The organism is Thalassorhabdomicrobium marinisediminis, from assembly GCF_003072065.1.
Classification (GTDB): domain Bacteria; phylum Pseudomonadota; class Alphaproteobacteria; order Rhodobacterales; family Rhodobacteraceae; genus Octadecabacter; species Octadecabacter marinisediminis.
Window position 1 is genome coordinate 123,602 of record NZ_QCYG01000006.1, and the last position, 19,148, is coordinate 142,749.

Annotated in this window: 20 protein-coding genes; 12 read left to right on the forward strand and 8 right to left on the reverse strand. The window is 65.8% G+C overall.

All coding sequences use genetic code 11. The annotated features are described in order from the left end of the window. The first annotated feature begins 6 nt into the window (after positions 1 to 6). The 4 genes from DC363_RS10305 to zapE all read left to right on the forward strand — a co-directional run bounded on the left by DC363_RS10305 (position 7) and on the right by zapE (position 3,261). A complete protein-coding gene (locus tag DC363_RS10305) occupies positions 7 to 483 on the forward strand; it encodes a YaiI/YqxD family protein (RefSeq protein WP_108641071.1) in 477 nt (158 codons plus the stop codon). Then, positions 480 to 1,103, forward strand: a complete 624-nt coding sequence (locus tag DC363_RS10310) for an HAD family hydrolase (protein ID WP_108641072.1) — start codon at positions 480 to 482, stop codon at positions 1,101 to 1,103. Before DC363_RS10305 ends, DC363_RS10310 begins: the two co-directional genes overlap by 4 nt. A gap of 25 nt (positions 1,104 to 1,128) precedes the next feature. Next, positions 1,129 to 2,058 (forward strand): alpha/beta fold hydrolase, encoded by a 930-nt coding sequence (locus DC363_RS10315; RefSeq protein WP_196778412.1) that lies wholly within the window; start codon positions 1,129 to 1,131, stop codon positions 2,056 to 2,058. Positions 2,059 to 2,184: 126 nt separating this feature from the next. Continuing rightward, positions 2,185 to 3,261, forward strand: a complete 1,077-nt coding sequence (gene zapE, locus DC363_RS10320; protein ID WP_108641074.1) for a cell division protein ZapE — start codon at positions 2,185 to 2,187, stop codon at positions 3,259 to 3,261. On the opposite strand, the gene DC363_RS10325 is transcribed toward zapE, so the two are convergent. The 5 genes from DC363_RS10325 to accD form a co-directional block, all read right to left on the reverse strand. Beyond that, entirely contained in the window at positions 3,258 to 4,103 is an 846-nt protein-coding gene (locus DC363_RS10325; RefSeq protein WP_108641075.1) for a LysM peptidoglycan-binding domain-containing protein, read from the reverse strand. The two genes, zapE and DC363_RS10325, sit on opposite strands and share 4 nt — an antisense overlap. 15 nt (positions 4,104 to 4,118) lie before the next feature. Further along, on the reverse strand, positions 4,119 to 4,763 hold the full coding sequence (locus DC363_RS10330; protein ID WP_108641076.1) for a rhodanese-like domain-containing protein: 645 nt from the start codon (positions 4,761 to 4,763) through the stop codon (positions 4,119 to 4,121). Positions 4,764 to 5,239: 476 nt separating this feature from the next. Continuing rightward, a complete protein-coding gene (locus DC363_RS10335; RefSeq protein WP_108641077.1) occupies positions 5,240 to 5,806 on the reverse strand; it encodes a hypothetical protein in 567 nt (188 codons plus the stop codon). Beyond that, the gene (locus DC363_RS10340) at positions 5,803 to 7,071 is read right to left on the reverse strand and encodes a bifunctional folylpolyglutamate synthase/dihydrofolate synthase (protein ID WP_108641078.1); all 1,269 of its coding nucleotides are present in this window, start codon (positions 7,069 to 7,071) and stop codon (positions 5,803 to 5,805) included. The genes DC363_RS10335 and DC363_RS10340 overlap by 4 nt, the downstream gene beginning before the upstream one ends. Further along, a complete protein-coding gene (gene accD / locus DC363_RS10345; protein ID WP_108641271.1) occupies positions 7,068 to 8,024 on the reverse strand; it encodes an acetyl-CoA carboxylase, carboxyltransferase subunit beta in 957 nt (318 codons plus the stop codon). The genes DC363_RS10340 and accD overlap by 4 nt, the downstream gene beginning before the upstream one ends. Positions 8,025 to 8,196: 172 nt before the next feature. Here accD and ilvD point away from each other — a divergent pair, with 172 nt between their 5' ends. The 7 genes from ilvD (at position 8,197) to DC363_RS10380 (ending at position 15,894) form a co-directional block, all read left to right on the forward strand. After that, entirely contained in the window at positions 8,197 to 9,960 is a 1,764-nt protein-coding gene (ilvD, locus tag DC363_RS10350; protein WP_108641079.1) for a dihydroxy-acid dehydratase, read from the forward strand. Positions 9,961 to 9,964: 4 nt separating this feature from the next. Further along, positions 9,965 to 10,648 (forward strand): hypothetical protein, encoded by a 684-nt coding sequence (locus DC363_RS10355; protein WP_241962976.1) that lies wholly within the window; start codon positions 9,965 to 9,967, stop codon positions 10,646 to 10,648. A gap of 141 nt (positions 10,649 to 10,789) precedes the next feature. After that, entirely contained in the window at positions 10,790 to 11,563 is a 774-nt protein-coding gene (locus DC363_RS10360; RefSeq protein ID WP_108641080.1) for a DUF6478 family protein, read from the forward strand. Between the two features lie 8 nt (positions 11,564 to 11,571). Then, entirely contained in the window at positions 11,572 to 11,958 is a 387-nt protein-coding gene (locus tag DC363_RS10365) for a hypothetical protein (RefSeq protein WP_108641081.1), read from the forward strand. A 164-nt stretch (positions 11,959 to 12,122) separates the two neighbouring features. Continuing rightward, a complete protein-coding gene (locus DC363_RS10370; protein WP_108641082.1) occupies positions 12,123 to 14,141 on the forward strand; it encodes an NADPH-dependent 2,4-dienoyl-CoA reductase in 2,019 nt (672 codons plus the stop codon). 109 nt (positions 14,142 to 14,250) lie between these two features. Continuing rightward, positions 14,251 to 14,811: a type 1 glutamine amidotransferase domain-containing protein gene (locus DC363_RS10375; protein WP_108641083.1), complete on the forward strand. Its 561-nt coding sequence runs from the start codon at positions 14,251 to 14,253 to the stop codon at positions 14,809 to 14,811. A gap of 177 nt (positions 14,812 to 14,988) precedes the next feature. Further along, positions 14,989 to 15,894, forward strand: coding sequence for a LysR family transcriptional regulator (locus tag DC363_RS10380; protein ID WP_108641084.1), 906 nt, complete (start codon positions 14,989 to 14,991; stop codon positions 15,892 to 15,894). A 21-nt stretch (positions 15,895 to 15,915) separates the two neighbouring features. Here DC363_RS10380 and DC363_RS10385 read toward each other — a convergent pair whose 3' ends face one another. Genes DC363_RS10385 through DC363_RS10395 form a run of 3 tightly spaced genes read right to left on the reverse strand, consistent with a single transcriptional unit; the run spans position 15,916 to position 18,329 of the window. Continuing rightward, positions 15,916 to 16,851: an OmpA family protein gene (locus DC363_RS10385; RefSeq protein WP_108641085.1), complete on the reverse strand. Its 936-nt coding sequence runs from the start codon at positions 16,849 to 16,851 to the stop codon at positions 15,916 to 15,918. A gap of 54 nt (positions 16,852 to 16,905) precedes the next feature. Continuing rightward, on the reverse strand, positions 16,906 to 17,631 hold the full coding sequence (locus DC363_RS10390; protein ID WP_108641086.1) for a GNAT family N-acetyltransferase: 726 nt from the start codon (positions 17,629 to 17,631) through the stop codon (positions 16,906 to 16,908). Next, positions 17,628 to 18,329 (reverse strand): competence/damage-inducible protein A, encoded by a 702-nt coding sequence (locus DC363_RS10395; RefSeq protein WP_108641273.1) that lies wholly within the window; start codon positions 18,327 to 18,329, stop codon positions 17,628 to 17,630. Before DC363_RS10395 ends, DC363_RS10390 begins: the two co-directional genes overlap by 4 nt. Before the next feature lie 72 nt (positions 18,330 to 18,401). Between DC363_RS10395 and sfsA the strand changes: the two genes are divergently transcribed. After that, positions 18,402 to 19,097: a DNA/RNA nuclease SfsA gene (sfsA, locus tag DC363_RS10400; protein WP_108641087.1), complete on the forward strand. Its 696-nt coding sequence runs from the start codon at positions 18,402 to 18,404 to the stop codon at positions 19,095 to 19,097. The last annotated feature ends 51 nt before the right edge of the window (positions 19,098 to 19,148 follow it).

Sequence of the window (19,148 nt, forward strand, 5' to 3'; positions counted from 1 at the left end):
CCGGCGATGATCTACGTTGACGCAGACGCCTGCCCGGTCAAGGCCGAGGTCGAAAAGGTCGGGACGCGGCACGGGGTGCGCATGTTCATCGTCTCGAACGGTGGGCTGCGCCCCTCGGCCAACCCGCTGGTCGAGACGGTGATCGTCCCCGACGGGCCGGACGTGGCCGACATGTGGATCGCAGACCGCGCGGGCCGGGGGGATCTGGTCATCACCGGCGACATTCCCCTGGCCGCGAAATGTGTCGAGGGCGGCGCCCGGGTGCTCAAACACAACGGCGAGGCGCTGACCCCGGCGAATATCGGCAACATCCTTGCGACGCGCGATCTTATGGCCGATATCCGGGCCGCCGATCCGTTCCGGCAGGGCGGCGGCAAGGCCTTCTCGAAGGCGGACCGGTCGCGCTTTCTTGAGGCTTTGGAGCGCGAGTTGCGGGCCATCGCACGACAACAGGACGCAGAGCCATCGAAAGGCCCCCAATGACGACCATTCAGACCGTTATTTTCGACATCGGCAACGTGCTGATCCAATGGCACCCCGAAGCCTTCTTCGACCGCGCCATCGGGCCGGAGCGTCGCGCCGCCTACTTCGACGCCGTACCGATGAACGAGATGAACGACCGCGTCGATGCGGGCGAGAATTTTCACGAGGCTTTGGCCGAAATGGCGCAGCTTTACCCCGACTGGACCGCCGAAATCGGTATCTGGCGGGACCGCTGGATCGACATGATCTCTCCGGCGATTGACCATTCGGTGCGGCTGCTGCGGGCCTTGCGCCGGGCCGGGCATCCGGTGGTGGCCCTGTCGAATTTCGGGGTCGAGACCTTCGCCATGGCCGAACGTGAAAATCCGTTTCTGGAAGAGTTCGACCAGCGCATCCTGTCGGGCGAATTGCGCACCTCGAAACCCTTCGCGCCGATCTATGAAGCGGCGGAAGCGGCCATCGGCCTGCCGCCCGAGACCCTGCTGTTCACCGACGACCGCGCCGACAACATCGAAGCGGCGCGCGCGCGCGGCTGGCAAACCCATCTGTTCGACGGGCCCCAAGGCTGGGCCGACCGGCTGGTCGCCGAGGGGTTGCTGACACCCGAGGCCGCGACTTGAGCCGCAGCGGGGCAGCGGCGCGATGATGGCCTGGGGGCTTCCGCTCGCCGCGCTGGCCACTGCGGCGGTGCAGCCCTGGCTGGCCGAACGCCGCCGGCAGACGGCGGATGCCTTCCGCGATCAGGCACCGGGGCGCTTTGCGAAGCTCAGCCAAGGGGTCACCCATTACCAGTGGCTGGGCCGCACACGCGGCCCGGTGGTGGTTTGTATCCATGGACTGACGACGCCCTCTCCGGTCTGGTATGCCATCGCGCGGGGACTTGATGCGCTGGGCTACCGTGTGCTGGTCTATGATCTTTATGGACGCGGCTTTTCCGATGCACCGCGCGGCGCGCAGACGGGGGATTTCTTTGCCCGGCAATTGCTCGACCTGCTGGACCATCAGGAGCTGACCGAAGACGTGACCTTGATGGGCTATTCCATGGGCGGCTCAATAGCCACACATTTCACCGCCCAGCACCCCGAGCGGGTGCGACGGCTGATCCTGCTTGCCTCTGGTGGTGCTTGGCTGCGCGAGGACCGGATCACCGAGTTGAGCCGCACCCTCCCAGGGCTGGGGGATTGGCTGCATGCGGTCCTTGCCACGCGGAAAGAGCGCCGCGCCCTGCGGCGGCAGTTGGGGCATCGGTTCGACGTGGAAGGCATCGTCGAGCTGCAGCTTGCGGAATACCAAAGCCGCGGGTTTCTGCGTTCGGTGCTGTCGAGTCGCCGCCACATGCTGGCCGACATGCAAGAGATGCAACACCGCGCCATCGGCCGCGCAGGCGTGCCCACGGTGGGGATCTGGGCCGAGAAGGATGAGGTGATCCCGCTGAAATCCTTGGGCGCGCTGACCCAGTGGAACCGCGCGATCCGGCAAGAGGTGATCCCCGGGGCCACCCATGATCTGGCCTATCGCAATGCCGATGCTGTGATCGAGGTTCTGACCGAAGTGCTGCGCGAGCCGGATGTGTGAGGGCGCGTCGCGTCGTGTTGCCGATGGGGCGGCGCGCGCTTCTGGCGCTGGATTTCAGGTATTTTTGAACCAGAGAAGCAGGGGCGATGGATTGCGACGCAGACGGCGCGCAGGTAGGCACGGGGCATGACGACGGTTGCACAGGCATATCAGGCGCGGGTCGCGGAGGGGCGGCTGACGGAGGACCCGGTGCAGCGGGCGGCCTTGCCCGAATTGGAACGGGTGCGGTTGGCCCTGCGCGAGCCGCCGCCCGCGCCGAAGGCCGGCTGGTTCCGCAAGCCGGCGCCGGTCGAAGGGCCGAAGGGCTTGTATCTTTGGGGCGGTGTCGGGCGGGGCAAGTCCATGTTGATGGACCTGCTTTACGATCTGGTCGAGGTGCCCAAGCAGCGCAGCCATTTCCACAGTTTCATGCAATGGGTGCACGAAGCGATCGCAGCGGCCCGCAAAGAGGGCGTGGACGACGCCATAGCGCCGGTGGCCGCCGATCTGGCGCGCCGGGTCCGGTTTCTGGCCTTTGACGAGATGCAGATCAGCGACATCACCGATGCGATGATCGTGGGCCGTCTGTTCGAAGCGCTGTTCGCGGCGGGCGTGGTGGTTGTCACCACCTCGAACCGGGTGCCCGAGGATCTTTATAAAGACGGTCTGAACCGACAGTTGTTCCTGCCGTTCATCGACCTGCTGAACGACAAGATGGTCGTGCATCATCTGGAAAGCGATCAGGACCACCGGCAATCGGTGCTGTCGGGGGCGCAGATGTATTTCACGCCCGCCGACGCGGCGGCGCGGGCCCGGATCGACGCCTTGTTCGACGGCCTGACCGGGGAAGAGGTCGCGCCTTTGGTGTTGCGGGTCAAGGGCCGCGATGTGGTGATCCCGGCCTTTGCGGACGGCGTGGCGCGCGCGCGGTTTGCGGACCTGTGCGGCGTGCCGTTGGGGGCGGCGGATTATCTGGCGCTGGCCGAGGCGGTGCGGGTTTTGATCCTTGAGGATATTCCGCGGCTCAGCCGGTCGAACTTCAACGAAGCCAAGCGTTTCGTGACCCTGATCGACACGCTGTATGAGGCGAAGGTGCGGTTGATCGCCTCGGCCGCGGCCTTGCCGGAGATGCTCTATGTCGAAGGGGCGGGCGTCTTCGAGTTCGAGCGCACCGCCAGCCGCCTGCGCGAGATGCAAGGCGCGGACTGGGGGCGCGGGGACTAGATCTGCGGGATCACCAGACGTTGCCCGACGCGGATCCGGTCCGGGCTGGCCAGCTTGCTGCGGTTGGCGTCGAAAATCGCGTCGTAGTAGGAAACCACGCCGAAGAACTTGATGGAAATGGCGCCCAAACTGTCGCCGGGCTGCACGGTGTAGAACCGGGCCTGCACCTCGTCCGTGGCGCGCTGCACGACGCGGACTTCCATGCCCTGGGTGTTGTCCGGCGTGACGCGGGGCGCGGCGGGGGCGGCGCCGCCGGCTGCGATCTGCGCCTGGGTGACGATATTGGCAAGCATCACGTGGGTGTCCACGCGCCCGTCCGACGTGACCAGCAACTCCGGCACGGCAAGGTCGCCGGAGGCGGCGGCTTCATTGACGATGCGGTCGATTTCTCCGTCGCTCTCGCCTGCCCGCAGGGCCGCCACAACGATGGATTCAAGGGTTGGCCGGTCGTCGAGGACCGACTCCTGCCCGGTCGCGGCGGAGATATTGGCCAGAATGTCGGCGGTTGATGCGCGGTCCGCGTCGGCGGCGGTGGGCGTCGGAGAGACGCCGGCGAAGCCGAGTTCCGCCAGCACGTTGTTGGTCATCGCCGTGAGGTCGGTGTCGCTTGTATCCGGTCGGGGCGGCGTCGCCGGTTGAGCGGCAACGGGCGCGGGACGCGGTGCCGGTGCGGATGCGACCGCGGCCAGGGCCAGGGTGTCGGTGCCTTGCCCGGCGGCCCGTGTGACCTCAACATCCGTCGGGGCGGAGTGCGCGGCTGGGGTGTCGCTGAACGGGCGATAGATGATCACGCCGCAGATCAGAACGGCGATGGAGAAGAGGGCGAGCACGGTGCGGATCATAAAATGCCTTGCGTCTTAATCGGGCGGCTGGCTGGACTGGACGGTGAGTGCCGCAAGCTGCCATGCCTGAAGCCCGCCGCGATAAAATAGAAGCTTTTCGGGTGGATAGCCCGCGTCGAGCAAGTCGGAGATCGTATGGGGCGCATCCGGCGACACGGGCCCGGCAGCATAGATCGCCAAAGTGCGGGCGGTGCTGAAATCGAGGTCGCCAGACCCGTCCGGGGTCGCGCCCAACGCGCGCAAAATATCTCCACGGTATCGGTTGTCCGGCGACAGGGTCGCGCGGGGCACGTTGACCGCGCCGGGGATCGAAGCGGCGGCGAAATCGGCCGGGTCCCGCGCGTCGAGGAGGAGACCGTCGCCAGCGGAGACGGTTGTCTCAAGGAACGTCAGAAGCTCAAGTTCCGCGATGGTCGTGACGCCCGGGGCGACCTGCAAAGGCTGCAGGCATGCGGGCGGGCATGGGCCTGCGGTATCCGGCACGGGCATTTGCGGAACCTGCCCGCGGGTGATCGTGAAACTGCGGTCGTTCACGGTGAAGGTGCTGTCGGATTTCAGCGGGGTAATGCGAACCTCTTGCGCGAAGACGGCTGCGGCCGGAATGCCGCCCGGTCCGAGTGCCGCACACAGGGCGGCCGCCGTGATCTTTGCTTTGCCCATCCGCTCGATGGTCCTTGCCGTTGTTCCGGGGCGCGTGCCCCCTTTGATCGTCTGCTCGGGTGGGCGCGCCCCTGATGGCCCGAGCGGTTTTATCTGTTGAAACAAGAAGACGAGCCTGTGGCCCGCCCCCTCGCCCTGCCAAGATCGTGTCAGCGTCCCGTGTGCGGGGCTGAAAATGTGGTGCAACCCTGCGCGGCCAAGGCAGGGACCACGGGGTGCGAAAGGGCCGCTGCGCGCGACATGCGCGGGGCCGGATGAAGCGAGATGGAGCTTTCAGCGCGGAATAGGGCGGGCGCACGGGGGCGGGGCGCGGACAGTCTGGCTGTGGAAAGGCCGGCCCCGGCGGTGCGTGTCATCCCCTCGTCCCCCAACGATTCGCGATCTAGATGTAGTGGCGTGGCGCTAAAACTACGTCACCTCTAGGTGTTGGCCAAAGATATAGAGGTATCCCGGCGCACCCGTCAAAGAAAAACGAATCACCAGGGGCTATTTTTTCCGTAAGCGGCGGGGGTGACGAGGCGGGGCATCTGAACTGTCCGGCCCAGAAGCGCGGCTCCGCCGCAGTCAAGCGTAGCCTGTCCGGCGGGATGGACCGGAAATCGGGTGTAGCGGTTGATCATGCTGTCGGTGCGCCAGACGTTGTTCACACAAAGGTCCTGGGCGTTCGTGCCGGAGTTGAAGCCAAAGCCCGGATTGCCGCAATCGTCGGCCCGTCCGCCCGCGTTCCAGGCCTGCCCCTTGGGACCATCGTGCATGCCGCCGGTGGGAAACACCATGCCGCGCGGGTCGAAGGACAGGTTCCACGCGGTCCCGGGGTGGCGCTGCGCCATGTTCCACGCGCCCAGCGGCACGTCGTCCTTGAACCCCTGAATGGTGAAAGCGGTGACGTCGTCGTGGGTCAAAAGCGGTCGGTCCAGCAGCGCGTCGGGCACGGTCATGCGGCCTTCCATCCGGTAGCCGTTGGCCCCCTCCCAGCAGAATTCGAAGTCAGCCGCGCCCGCCGGAACGGCGAACAGCGCGACGAGCACCGCTGTCCGGATCACCGGTTTTCCCGCAGGACATGCCCCGCGAAATACAGCGAGCCGCAGATCAGGATGCGGGCGTTCGGGGTCTTAGCGGTGATCGCGTTCAGCGCATCTTGCAGGCTGTCGGCGGTGCGCGCGTCGATGCCTGCGGCTTGCGCGGCCTGCGCGGTGTCTTCGGCGGGCAGGGTGTTCGGCTCATCCGGGATCGACACGGCATAAAGGCTTGCCGCATAGGGGGCGAGCGGTTCCATGAAGCCGGTGACGTCCTTGGTGTTGAGCATGCCGCAGATCAGGTGGGTGGGCCGTTCGGGCAGGGTCGCCAGCGTGGCGGCGATGGCCGCACCGGCGGCCGGATTGTGTCCGCCGTCGAGCCAGATCTCGGCCGGAAGCGTGCGTTCCACAAGCGGCCCTTCGGTCAGGCGCTGCATGCGGGCGGGCCAAGTGACATCGGTCATCGCGGCTTCGGCGGCGGCGTCATCCGCGCCAAGCTGGCGCAGGGCGGCCAGCGCGGTGCCCGCGTTCTGCACCTGATGCCGGCCGGGCAGGGCCGGACGCGGCAGGTCGAGTAGGCCGGTCTCATCCTGATAGACCAGCCGCCCGTGTTCCTGCGTGACGTGGAAGTGCTGGCCGTGCGCCAGAAGCGGCGCGCCCAGCCGCGCGGCGGTGTCCTCGATCACCTCAAGGGCCGCGTCCTGTTGCGGGCCGACGATGCAGGGCACGTCGCGTTTGATGATACCGGCCTTTTCGGCGGCAATCTCGGGCAAGGTGTCGCCGAGGTATTGTTGATGGTCCAACGCAATCGGCGTGATCACGGAGAGCGCCGGGGTGATGACATTCGTGGCATCCAGACGCCCACCCAGACCCACCTCGAGCAGGGTGTAATCCGCCGGGGTTTCCGAGAAGACCAGCAGTGCCGCGCAGGTCGTGATCTCGAAATAGGTGATCTCCTCCCCGTCATTGGCGGCATAGCACCGGTCGAGCGCCTCGGTCAGCGCCTCCTCCGAGATCAACGCACCGGCGAGGCGGATGCGTTCATGGAACCGTGCCAGATGCGGCGAGGTATAGGCGTGGACGGTCTTGCCCTGCGCCTCAAGCCCCGCGCGAATCATGGCGAGGGTTGAGCCCTTGCCGTTGGTGCCGGCGATATGGATCACCGGCGGCAGATTGTCTTGCGGGTTGCCAAGGGCCCCCAGCAACCGCCACATCCGATCGAGAGTCAGGTCGATGATCTTGGGATGGAGCGCCATCATCCTCTCAAGGATGAGGTCCGACGACTGGGTCACGCCCCGGGCTCCGCGTCCTTCGCTGGCGCATCCCCCTCATCGGTTTCGGCGGGGGGGTCGGCCTCAACCGTCTCGGGTGCGGGCAAATCGCCGGCCACGGCGGGCGGCAGGCCCATGAGCATCCGGCAGATGGTGATCAACTCGTCACGCATCTGCATGCGGTGCGTGACCCGGTCCAGCATCCCGTGATCCAGCAGGTATTCGGCACGCTGGAACCCTTCGGGCAGCTTTTCGCGGATCGTCTGTTCGATGACGCGCGGTCCCGCAAAGCAGATCAGCGCGTTGGGCTCGGAGATATGCACATCGCCCAGCATGGCATAGGAGGCGGTGACACCGCCGGTGGTCGGGTGCGTCAGCACGACGATGTAGGGCAGGTTCGCCTCTTTCAGCATCTCGACCGCGACCGTGGTGCGCGGCATCTGCATGAGGCTCAGGATCCCCTCTTGCATGCGGGCGCCACCTGCGGCCGAGAACAGCACCAGCGGGCACTTCTTCTCAACCGCGCGTTCGGCGGCGGCGATGATTGCGTTGCCGACATACATGCCCATGGAGCCGCCCATGAAGCTGAAATCCTGTCCGGCGGCGACAATCGGCGTGCGCCCAATCTCGCCCTCGGCCACCAGCATCGCTTCTTTCTCGCCGGTCTGCTTCTGCGCGGCCTTCATCCGGTCGGGATATTTCTTCTGGTCGCGGAAATGCAAAGGGTCGGTGGTGGGCGCAGGCACCGAGACCTCGACGAAGGTGCCCCCGTCGAACAGCGCCTTGAAGCGGTCGCGCGGGGTGATCGCCATGTGGTGATCGCACGAGGTGCAGACGTTCAGGTTCTCGGCAAGTTCGCGGTGGAACAGCATGGTTCCGCATTCGCTGCACTTGGTCCAGAGGTTCTCGGGCACTTCGCGGCGCGAGAAGATGGAGTTGATGCGGGGGCGGACGTAGTTGGAAATCCAGTTCATGGTCAGGCCTTTGATACGGTTGCGTCCGAAATAGGCCCCTTGAGGGTGAATTGCAAACACTGCCCGCGCGGTGGGGCGCGTTCGGCGGGCGGATGTTTTATTGCGTCTTGTGGAGTGCTCACGCGCGAATTAGACCCTTTGCAACGCTAATTTGTTCCAAAGGATGCCCGCCATGAAAAATGACCGGACCGACAAGTCGCACCTGCCAAGCCGCCACGTGACCCAGGGACCGGCGCGGGCGCCGCATCGGTCGTATTACTACGCGATGGGCATGACCGAAGAAGAAATCCACCAGCCGCTGGTCGGGGTGGCGACCTGCTGGAACGAGGCTGCGCCTTGTAACATCGCCCTGAACCGTCAGGCGCAATCGGTGAAGATGGGGGTGAAACACGCCAACGGCACCCCGCGCGAGTTCACGACGATCACCGTGACCGACGGAATCGCCATGGGCCACGAAGGCATGCGGTCTTCGCTGGCGTCGCGCGAAGCGATTGCCGATACGGTCGAATTGACCATGCGCGGGCATTGCTACGATGCGATTGTCGGGCTGGCGGGCTGCGACAAATCGTTGCCGGGGATGATGATGGCGATGGTGCGTCTGAACACGCCGTCGGTGTTCATCTACGGCGGCTCGATCCTGCCGGGCCGGGTGCCCGCCGGGTCCGACGTGCCGGACGCCTACAAGGATCGCGACCTGACCGTGCAGGACATGTTCGAGGCCGTGGGCCATCAGCAGAACGGCACCATGTCCGAAGCCGAGTTGGAAGTGCTCGAGCGCATCGCCTGTCCGTCCGCCGGCGCCTGCGGCGGGCAGTTCACCGCCAACACCATGGCTTGCGTGTCCGAGGCGATTGGCCTCGCGCTGCCGAACTCGTCGGGTGCACCCGCGCCCTATGAGAGCCGCGACCAGTATGGCAAAGCCTCGGGCGAGGCGGTGATGAACCTGCTCGAGAAGAACATCCGCGCGCGCGACATCGTGACCCGCAAATCGCTCGAGAACGCCGCACGGATCGTGGCCTGCACCGGCGGGTCCACCAACGCCGGTCTGCACCTGCCCGCGATCGCCCATGAGGCGGGGATCGACTTCGACCTGTTCGACGTCTGCGACATCTTCCGCGACACGCCCTATTTCGTCGACCTCAAGCCCGGCGGCCAGTATGTGGCGAAGGACCTTTATGAAGCGGGCGGCGTGCCGGTCGTGATGCGCGAGCTGCGCAAGGCGGGGCTGATCCATGAGGACTGCATCACCGCCACCGGCGAAAGCATCGGTCACGAGTTGGACCTTGTTGCGCGTGAGGCGGACGGCCGCGTGATCTATCCCGTGGACACGCCGCTGACCCCGACCGGCGGTGTGGTCGGGCTGAAGGGCAATCTGGCACCGGAAGGCGCCATCGTGAAGGTCGCGGGCATGAAAGCCGAAGAGCAGACCTTCACCGGCCCCGCCCGCGTTTTCGAATGCGAGGAAGACGCCTTCGAGGCGGTTAAGAAACGGGCCTATGAGGAAGGCGAGGTCATCGTGATCCGCAACGAAGGCCCCAGCGGCGGCCCCGGCATGCGCGAGATGCTAGCGACGACGGCGGCGCTGTCCGGTCAGGGCATGGGCAAGAAGGTCGCGTTGATCACCGACGGCCGGTTCTCGGGCGCGACACGGGGCTTCTGCGTGGGGCACGTGGGACCGGAAGCGGCGCACGGTGGGCCGATCGGTCTGGTGAAGAACGGCGACATGATCACCATCGACGCGACGACCGGGGCACTGACGGTGGACCTGTCCGATGCGGAGCTCGAGCAGCGCCGCGCCGACTGGAAAGGCCCGCGTGAGACGATCTATGCCTCGGGCGCGCTGTGGAAATACGCCAAGCTGGTGGGCGGGGCGCAGAAAGGTGCCGTGACCCATCCCGGCGCCGCCGAGGAGCGCCACGTCTACATGGACCTGTAACGCCGTGCGCGCGCGGATCGGCTGCGGGCCGGGGATCGGACAGGGCGTCGGGCGCGGGGTCAGACTGGGCGTCGCGGCGATTGCGCTGGCCGGTCTGGCGGGCTGCGCCGACCTCGGGGCACTGGGCGGTGGCGGCTCCGGTCCCGGCATCCGCGCGCTCGCGCTCATGGGTGGCGCGGTGCGCGTTCGCGGGCCCGAAGGCTATTGCGTGGACCAGCGCGCCAGCGACGCGCGGCGCGGCTTCGCAGTGCTGGCAGGCTGTGCGTTGATCTCGGATCAGGCAGCGGTCATGCCGACGCTGGACGGGCTGATCACCGTGCAGTTCGGTGAATCGGGTTCCGCCATCGTCAGCGGCAATGAGGAGGCGTTCGCCGATTTCCTCACTTCGGACGCGGGGCGCGCGGTTCTCGCCGACGACGGGGATGCGTCGCATATCGCCGACGTGGCCGCGACCGGGGCGAATGGCACCGTGGTCGCCCGGTTCGAGGATACCTCCGGCCCCGCGTTCGAGGGCACCACGGGTGCGGAATGGCGCGGGTTTCAGGATATCGGGAGCCGGTTGGTCACCATGTCCGTGCTGAGCTTTGCGCGCGCACCGCTGAGCCGGGCCGAGGGGGAGCGGTTGCTTGCGGTGGCCATGGCGGAATTGGCCCGTGCGAACGCGCCCGATGCACAGGACGCGCCCTGACGCCGGCGCGCAGTGGGCCATCCGGGCCAAAACCGCGGCAGAATGTTCGCGAAGCGGCGCTAAATTGTTTCCTTTTGCGAAACAGTTTGGCAGGTATGATCGCGACAGCCACAAAAGGGCGGCTTAACGTGACGGGGCTTCATGGGGAAACATAGCGCAGGTCTCTTGGAGAAGGTGCTGTTGCGGCGAACGCGGGCCTTCTGGTCCCGCGCTGCGCGACAGGCGGCGACGGTTGACCTGTCGGTGCTGCGCCAACAGCGCACCGAGGCGCGGATCCTGCGCCACAAGCTTGATGAACTCACTTATCATGCAGACAATCGGCTGGCCCTGCCGCGGATCGGTTCCACCTCGTTTCCCAAACCGGCGGGCACGGACTGGTCCTGGCGGCCGCAATTGTGGCGCGGGGCGCTGCCGTTCAAGGGGCTGAGCGCGGTTGAAAGCAAGACGCGGCTGGGGGATGAGGCGACGATTTTCCACGATTGCCAGATCTCGGAGCTGAGCCTGCGTCAATTGCGCAACACGCGCGAAGCCGACCTCGCGCCTTACGGCCTGCGCATGGATGTGTTCCGGTTCGACGGGTCGTTCCTGAGCCTCGTGCTGGACCTGCCGCAAAGTGCGACGGATGGCTTGCTCAAACGGCATCTGGTGCGGATGGAGGCCATCGTCGAGGTCGAGAAGCCGCTGGAGATTTTCGCGCGCCTCAACGTGCGTCACGGCCCAAATACCGAGCAGATCGTCCGCGAATTGCCGCTGTATGACGACAAGGTCATGGTGGAATTCGACCTTGCCTATACCAAGCTGAACGAAAAGCGGGTCGAAGCGATCTGGGTCGATCTGATCTTTGAGGGGCCGGAGATGAATCAGGTGACGCTGCGCGATGTCACCTTTTCGCGCAATCCCCGGGCCGAATTGTAGGAAATATCATGGCGGACACCATCGAACTGACGAAACTGCGGCTGGTCGAAGGCGTCTGGCACGGGGCGCTGAAGCATCCCGGGCGCGACGATTGGCAGCCCGATCTTGAGGTGACGCATCTGGGCGAGCCGGTGCCGGACATCGTGGTGCAGCAGGACCGCGTCGAAGAGCACTGGCTGGTGCAGGTGCCGATCCCGGTTGAGCGGATCGCCGACGGGGTGCAGACCTTCGTGATCCGTGACCGACGCGACGCGGATGTGCTGGCCAGCTTTTCCATCGTCGCCGGGGAGGCGTTGGCGGAAGACATCCGGGCCGAGCTGTCGCTGGTGCGGGCCGAGTTGGATATGCTCAAGCGCGCGTTCAGGCGCCATTGTGTCGAGACGGCCGGGGGCTGACAGGCGGCCGGCGGTGCCGCAAAGTGGGGGCGCTGCCCCCGTCGCTGCCGCGACTCCCCCGGGATATTTGCCCAAACAAAGATGAGGGCGGTTGACGCGGCGTTTGGGGTGACGTGCACGTCACCCTTGGCCATTGTGGCCGGGATTGTTTTCGGGAGGTTACCATGTCCAACTATCCACATCTTCTGGCACCGCTTGATCTGGGCTTCACGACGCTGAAGAACCGCGTTCTGATGGGATCGATGCACACAGGTCTGGAAGAGACGGGCGACTGGAACCGGGTGGCGGAATTCTATGCCGAGCGGGCGCGCGGCGGCGTGGCGGTTATGGTGACCGGCGGCATGGCGCCGAACCCAGAAGGCGGGGTGTTTCCCGGTGCGGCGGGCCTGTTCTCGGAGCGCGATATCGCCAACCACAGGATCGTCACGGACCGCGTGCACGACGCCGGTGGCAAAATCGCGATGCAGATCCTGCACGCGGGGCGCTATGCCTATTCCAAGGATTGCGTGGCCCCGTCGCCGGTGAAATCCCCGATTTCCCCGTTCCCGCCCAAAGAGCTGGACGAGGATGGGATCGAGAAACAGATCAGCGATATGGTGACCGCCGCGACCCGCGCGGTCGAGGCGGGTTATGACGGCGTCGAGGTGATGGGCTCCGAGGGGTATTTCCTCAACCAGTTTCTCGTGACCCACACCAACAAACGCACCGACCGCTGGGGCGGTTCGTATGAGAACCGCATGCGCCTGCCGGTCGAGGTGGTGCGCCGCGTGCGCGAGGCCGTGGGCCCCGAGTTCATCGTGATCTACCGTCTGAGCATGATCGATCTGATCCCCGACGGGTCCACCTGGGCCGAGGTCGTGCAACTGGCCCGGGCGATCGAAGCGGCGGGGGCGACGATCCTGAACACGGGCATCGGCTGGCATGAGGCGCGAATCCCCACGATTGCCACCAGTGTGCCACGGCGGGCCTTCACCTGGGTCACGAAGAAGCTGATGGGCGAGGTGTCGATCCCCATCATCACCTCGAACCGGATCAACACCCCACAGGTGGGCGAAGATGTGCTGGCCGACGGCTGCGCGGATATGGTCAGCATGGCGCGGCCGTTCCTGGCCGACCCGCATTTCGTGCAGAAGGCCGCGCAGGGGCATGCTCAACTCATCGCGCCGTGCATCGCCTGCAATCAAGCCTGCCTTGACCACACCTTCTCGATGAAAACCGCGACCTGTCTGGTGAACCCGCAGGCCTGTCACGAGACTGAGATCGTGCTCACGCCGTCGTCCAAATCTGTCGCAATCGTGGGGGCCGGACCGGCGGGGCTGGCCTCGGCGCTCACGGCAGCGGAGCGGGGCATGGCGGTGACGTTGTTCGACCGCGCCGAAGAGCTTGGCGGCCAGTTGAACATGGCCAAGCAGATCCCCGGCAAGGAGGAATTCCGGGGGTTGGTGGACTACTACCGCGATGCAGTCGCGGCGGCGGGGATTACCCTTAAGCTCGGGCAGGAGGCCACGGCAGCGGATCTGTCGGGCTTTGACGAGGTGATCATTGCCACCGGCGTCACCCCGCGCGATCCGCAGATCGACGGGCAGGACGGGCCGAACGTGCTGTCCTATATCGACGTGCTGCGCGACAAGGCGGAGGTCGGTAAACGGGTCGCCATCATCGGCGCGGGGGGAATCGGTTTCGACGTGGCAGATTATCTGGTCACCGACGAAAGCCCGACCGAAGATCTGGACGAGTGGCTTGAAGAATGGGGCGTCGGAGATCCCGAGCGCGTGCGCGGCGGCATCCGGCCCGAAGGTCCGCAGTCCGAGCCGTCGATCCGGCAGGTGACGCTGCTGCAACGCAAGGCGAGCAAGCTGGGAAAGGGTCTGGGCAAGACCACGGGCTGGATCCACCGCGCGGCGCTGCGTATGAAGGACGTGAAGATGGTCGGTGGCGTGAATTATGAACGCATCGACGCGGACGGCCTGCACGTGACCTTTGGTGAGGCGCGGGAGCGTCCGACGTTGATCGAGGCTGATACCATCGTGCTTTGTGCGGGTCAGGTGTCGAACCGGACCCTTGCCGACGCGCTTGAGGAGCAGGGGATTTCCTGCCATGTGATCGGCGGTGCGGATGTCGCGGCGGAACTGGATGCGAAACGCGCGATTGATCAGGGCACCCGGTTGGTGGCGGGGCTCTAGCGGCGCAGGTCTGGCTTTCGGCGCGTATTACCGCTCACGCTGTTGCGAGGTCTGGAACGGCGTCGCATCTGACACGTTGGTTTGGGAACGCAAATCAAGGAGGTCATAAATGCCCAACATTCAAGACGCCAAGATCCTTATCATCACCACCCACGGCTTCGAGCAATCCGAGCTGGAGTTCCCCCGCGACCAGTTGCGCGCGAAAGGCGCCGAGGTGCAGGTCGCCACGCTGGACGGCAAGGCCGCCAAGGGCTGGGAAGGGTCCGACTGGGGCCGTGAAGCTGAGGCCGATCTGAAGATCGCCGACGCCAAGATCGCGGATTATGACGCGCTGGTCATTCCCGGTGGCCAGATCAACCCCGACCTTCTGCGGGTCGAGAAAGACGTGGTCAGCCTTGTGAAAGACTTCGTCACCTCCGGCAAAATCGTGGCCGCCGTGTGTCACGCGCCTTGGGTTCTGGTCGAGGCCGGCGTGGTGAAAGACCGCGAGATGACGTCCTATCACTCGATCCGGACGGATGTGGAAAACGCCGGTGCGCGCTGGGTGGATCAATCCGTCGCCGTGAGCAACGGCATCGTCACCAGCCGCAATCCCGACGATCTGAAGGATTTCGTCGCGAAGATCGTGGAAGAGATCGAAGAAGGCAAACACGACCGCGACGCGGCCTGAGTTTGCCCGCCGTCGACCACCTGCAGGCGCCCCGTCGAAAGACGGGGCGTTTTGCGTTTCCCGCCCCGCAACAGTCCTGCCAATACCCCGCAATTGTCAGGCATCTGCCCCAGTGCTGCCCGAATTGAACGCGATATCTGAGCCTCGAAAACAACGATAAGAACCGAGGACGCCTGAATGGATCGCCTGACCGAAATGGAAGCTTTCGCCACTGTCGTGGATCAGGGCGGATTTACCGATGCTGCCAAGAAAATGGGCATTTCCAAGTCTGCGGTCTCGAAGCATGTCTCAAGCCTTGAGGCGCGGCTGGGCGCGCGGCTTCTGAACCGGACCACGCGGCGGGTCAGCCCGACCGAGATCGGGCTGGCCTATTACGACCGCGCGCGCCGCGTGTTGAACGACGCCGGCGAAGCGGACGCGCTGGTCACCTCGATGCAGTCCGCGCCCTCGGGCCTGCTGCGGATTTCCGTGGCCACGGATTTCGGGGTCAATCATCTGTCGCCGGTGCTGGGGGACTTTCTGGGTGAGTTTCCCGACATCACGGTGAACATGGTCCTCAACAACCGCTATGTTGAGCTGATCTCGGAAGGGTTCGACATGGCGATCCGCATTGGCGAGCTGGAAGACAGCACCCTGCGGGCGCGCAAGTTGACCGAGACGTCGCGCCGGATGGTCGCGGCTCCGGGGTATTTCGAACGCTACGGGCGGCCGCAGAAGATCGACGATCTGAACGAACACAAGTTGCTGCATTACTCCAATCAGGCCAATTCGGCGGTCTGGAAACTCACCGCGCCGTCGGGCGAAAAACGACAGGTGCGCACGGCGGGGTGGCTGACGGTGAACGACGGGCAATCGCTGTTGAATGCTGCGATCTCGGGCCTTGGCATCGCCTACTTGCCGTCGTTCCTGTATGCGGACGCGATGGAAAAGGGCCTTGTGGAAGAAGCGATTCCCGACTTGCCGGTCGAGACACAGGGCATTTACGCGGTCTATCCGCCCGGCCGCTTTACCCAGCCCAAGGTGCGCGCCTTCATCGACTTTCTGGTGCATTCCTTCGCCGAGAAGGGCCCCGAGGCTTGGTAAACCGGCGGGCCTTTGCGCGCGTTATTCGGTCGAGGTGAGGATCACTTCAACCCTACGGTTTGCCTCGCGCCCCTCATCACTCAGGTTGCTGGCGAGGGGCGCAAGATAGCCCATCCCCTGCGCGTCCAACTGGCGGCGGGGGATGTCGTAGTTCGTCACCAACCGTTCCAGAACCGACCCGGCGCGGCGTTTGGACAGGGCGATGTTGCCGTCCAACCCGCCCACGGTGTCCGTATGCCCCACCAGCGCCACCGTGCGGGTGGGATTCGCCAAAAGGTAGTCCGCGACATCCTGCAAGCTGGCGAAGGGGCCTGCCCCCAGTTGCGCCGATCCTGTTTCGAAGGCGAGGTCGGACAGCACGACGCGACCTTCGGTTTCAAGGCGTTGCGCGAAGGGTGCGTCGTCTGCTGCGGCGGTGTCGGCCCGCGCCGGGCGCATGGCGGGGGCTGCCGTCTCGGTTGCCGGTCCGCTGCCCGTAGGGCCGACGTGGATGATCTGGACGAATCCCGCAGAAGACGAGCGGCTGGTCAGCAGGCTGAGCAGTTCGGACCCCTCTTCCGTGTCACGCCGGAACGCCCGGAAGCGGAAATCGCCCAGATCGACATACATCTGCGGCGCGGGGATCACCTCGGTCGCGAAGCGGAAATCGAAGCCACCGCAGGCGTCGTCGGTGCAGGTGAAGACCCTCTCAAAACCCGCTTCGGTCAATTGTGCGCCCAACGGTTGTAGAAGCTGCAAGGTGGTCAGGCCCGAAGCCTCGATCCGCCACGCCTGTTTGCGGACTTCGCCGGTGCCGGTCAGCACCGGCAGGCCGGTCGGGGTCCATCCGGCGGTGGGCATGTCGTAACTGTCCGGGTCTGTCACCGTTTCGGCGGTCAGGGTCGCATTGCCCGGCATGTCGAGGGTGAGGGCGGTGGCCTGAAGTGGCAGCAAAGCAAGGACGACGGCGCGCAGCATCCCATCACTCCGTGGGCTGCGGCGATGGCCGCCGGGCGTGGCCTGTGATCTTGGTCATGCTTGGTCCTTTGGCGCGGTGCGGTAGTGGTATCCGCCTGCGGGGGCAAACCCCATGGCGGAATAGAGCGACGTGGCCGCCAGATTGGACCGGGTGACGAGCAATGTCACCTGCTGCGCACCACGGTTTTGCGCCCAGACGGCGAGCGCGCGGATCATGTGCCGCCCCAGCCCCTGCCGCCGGAATGCATGGGCGGTCTCCATGGCGTGGATCATCGCCGTGCCCTCATGCAGGGCGGCGAAGGCGGTGCTGGCGGGGGTGTCATGGACGCGACCCAGCACGGTCGTCTTCGGACCGGTCGCGCGGCCCATGACCGACAGACGCGCATCGTCGATGCCGCCTGCGTCCCAGATTTCTGCCTGACAGGCCAGCGGGGGCCAGACCTCAAAACAGGTGACAGCGGGCGGGCGCTCGGTGGCGAGGGTCGCGGTGGAGGCGGCATAAAGCGCGGTGGGGTCCTTGATGGCGTAGCCTGCCTGTTCGAGCATCTGGTCGAGCCGGTGTTCCCCCGCGCGGACCATGAACAAGGGGCGCTGGCCCCGGTCGCGCATGGCCTGTTCCGCCGCGGGAAAGGTTGCCGGATCCGTGCCGGGCCCGGCGGTTGCCGCATTCACCCGGCTGCCCGCGCCGGGGGCCGCGCGCAGACGCCAGCCGCCTGCGTCCTGCACGGTCGCGGCGGGCCATGTGGCATCGATCAGCGCCGACAGAGCCGCTGGGGTCATGCAGCGAACAGTGATTTGAGGTCGGCCAGTGCGGCGGCGACACGGGGGCGGTCCTGACCCCGGATCACCACGTTCGCCCCGTAGCGGCCGTTCTGCTCGAACGGGTAGGAGCCGAAGGACAGATCGGCGTAGCGCGCCGCCAGCTCGCCCAGCGGCCCCGCGATATCGCCTTCGCCAAGCTCCAGCCGCAGCGTCTCTGACAGCACCGGCGCGCCGCCAGTGAGCGTGGGCAGAACGCTGGCGACCATGGCCTGAAACACCGAAGGAACGCCGGCCATGACATGCACATTCCGGATCGTGAAGCCCGGTGCGATGCTCACGGGGTTGTCGATCAGCGTGGCGGTGGAGGGGATGCGCGCCATGCGCAGGCGGGCGGCGTTTAGCTCTCTGCCCGTGCCGTCGTAGTGCGCCTGCAACAGGGCGCGGGCATCGTCGCGGATGTCGATACTGTCGCCGAAGGCGGCGGCCACGCAATCGGCGGTGATGTCATCATGGGTGGGGCCGATCCCGCCTGAGGTGAATACCGTGTCATAGGCGGCGGACAGGGCCTGCACGGCGGCGGTGATCGCGGCGGCGTCGTCGCTGACCACGCGCACTTCTTTCAAGTCGATCCCCGCGCGGGTCAACTCCCCTGCGAGGTGGTGCATATTGGCGTCCCGCGTGCGACCCGAGAGGATTTCGTCACCGATGACAAGCATTGCGGCGGTCGGGTTCGGTGCGGTCGGGGTCACTGGCTTCTCCTGCTGATGGGATTGGTATAAGTCCCGGCCATGCGCTTTGCCACTCCCCTTGTGCCCGCCCGCCTGATCCGCCGCTACATGCGGTTCCTGTCGGAGATGGAGTTGGACGACGGACGGGTGGTGACGGCCCATTGCCCGAACCCCGGCTCGATGATGGGGCTGAAAGACGCGGGCCTGCGCGTCTGGCTTGAGCCGAACGACGACCCGCGCAAGAAGCTCGACTGGGGATGGCGGCTGGTGGAGTTGCCCGGCGGTTGCGTCGGCATCGACACGGGCTGCGCGAACCGGATCGTGGCCGAGGCGCTGACGCGCGGTCTTGCGGGGCTTGAAGGCTACGACAGCGTCCGTCCGGAAGTGAAATACCGCGACAAGAGCCGCGTGGACTTCCTGCTGAGCGGTGTGGGACGGCGCGATTGCTATCTTGAGGTGAAGTCGGTGACCTTGAGCCGCACCGCCGGGCTGGTGGAGTTTCCCGATAGCGTGACGGCACGCGGGGCGAAACATCTTGCTGACCTCGCCGCGATGGTGGCCGAGGGGCACCGCGCGGTGCTGTTGTTCCTGATCCAGCGGAGCGATTGCACCCGCGTCACTCTGGCCCGCGATCTGGATCCGACCTATGCCGCCGCCTTTGACGTAGCACAGGCCGCCGGGGTCGAGGTCCTGTGTTTCGACTGCACGGTGTCGCCCGAGGGAATTACCCTTCGCGACGCGGTGCCCTTTGGCTGACCGGCCCTTCGGGGAGAGTTTATCGGGTCAGATGAAGCAGGGGGCTTTAGA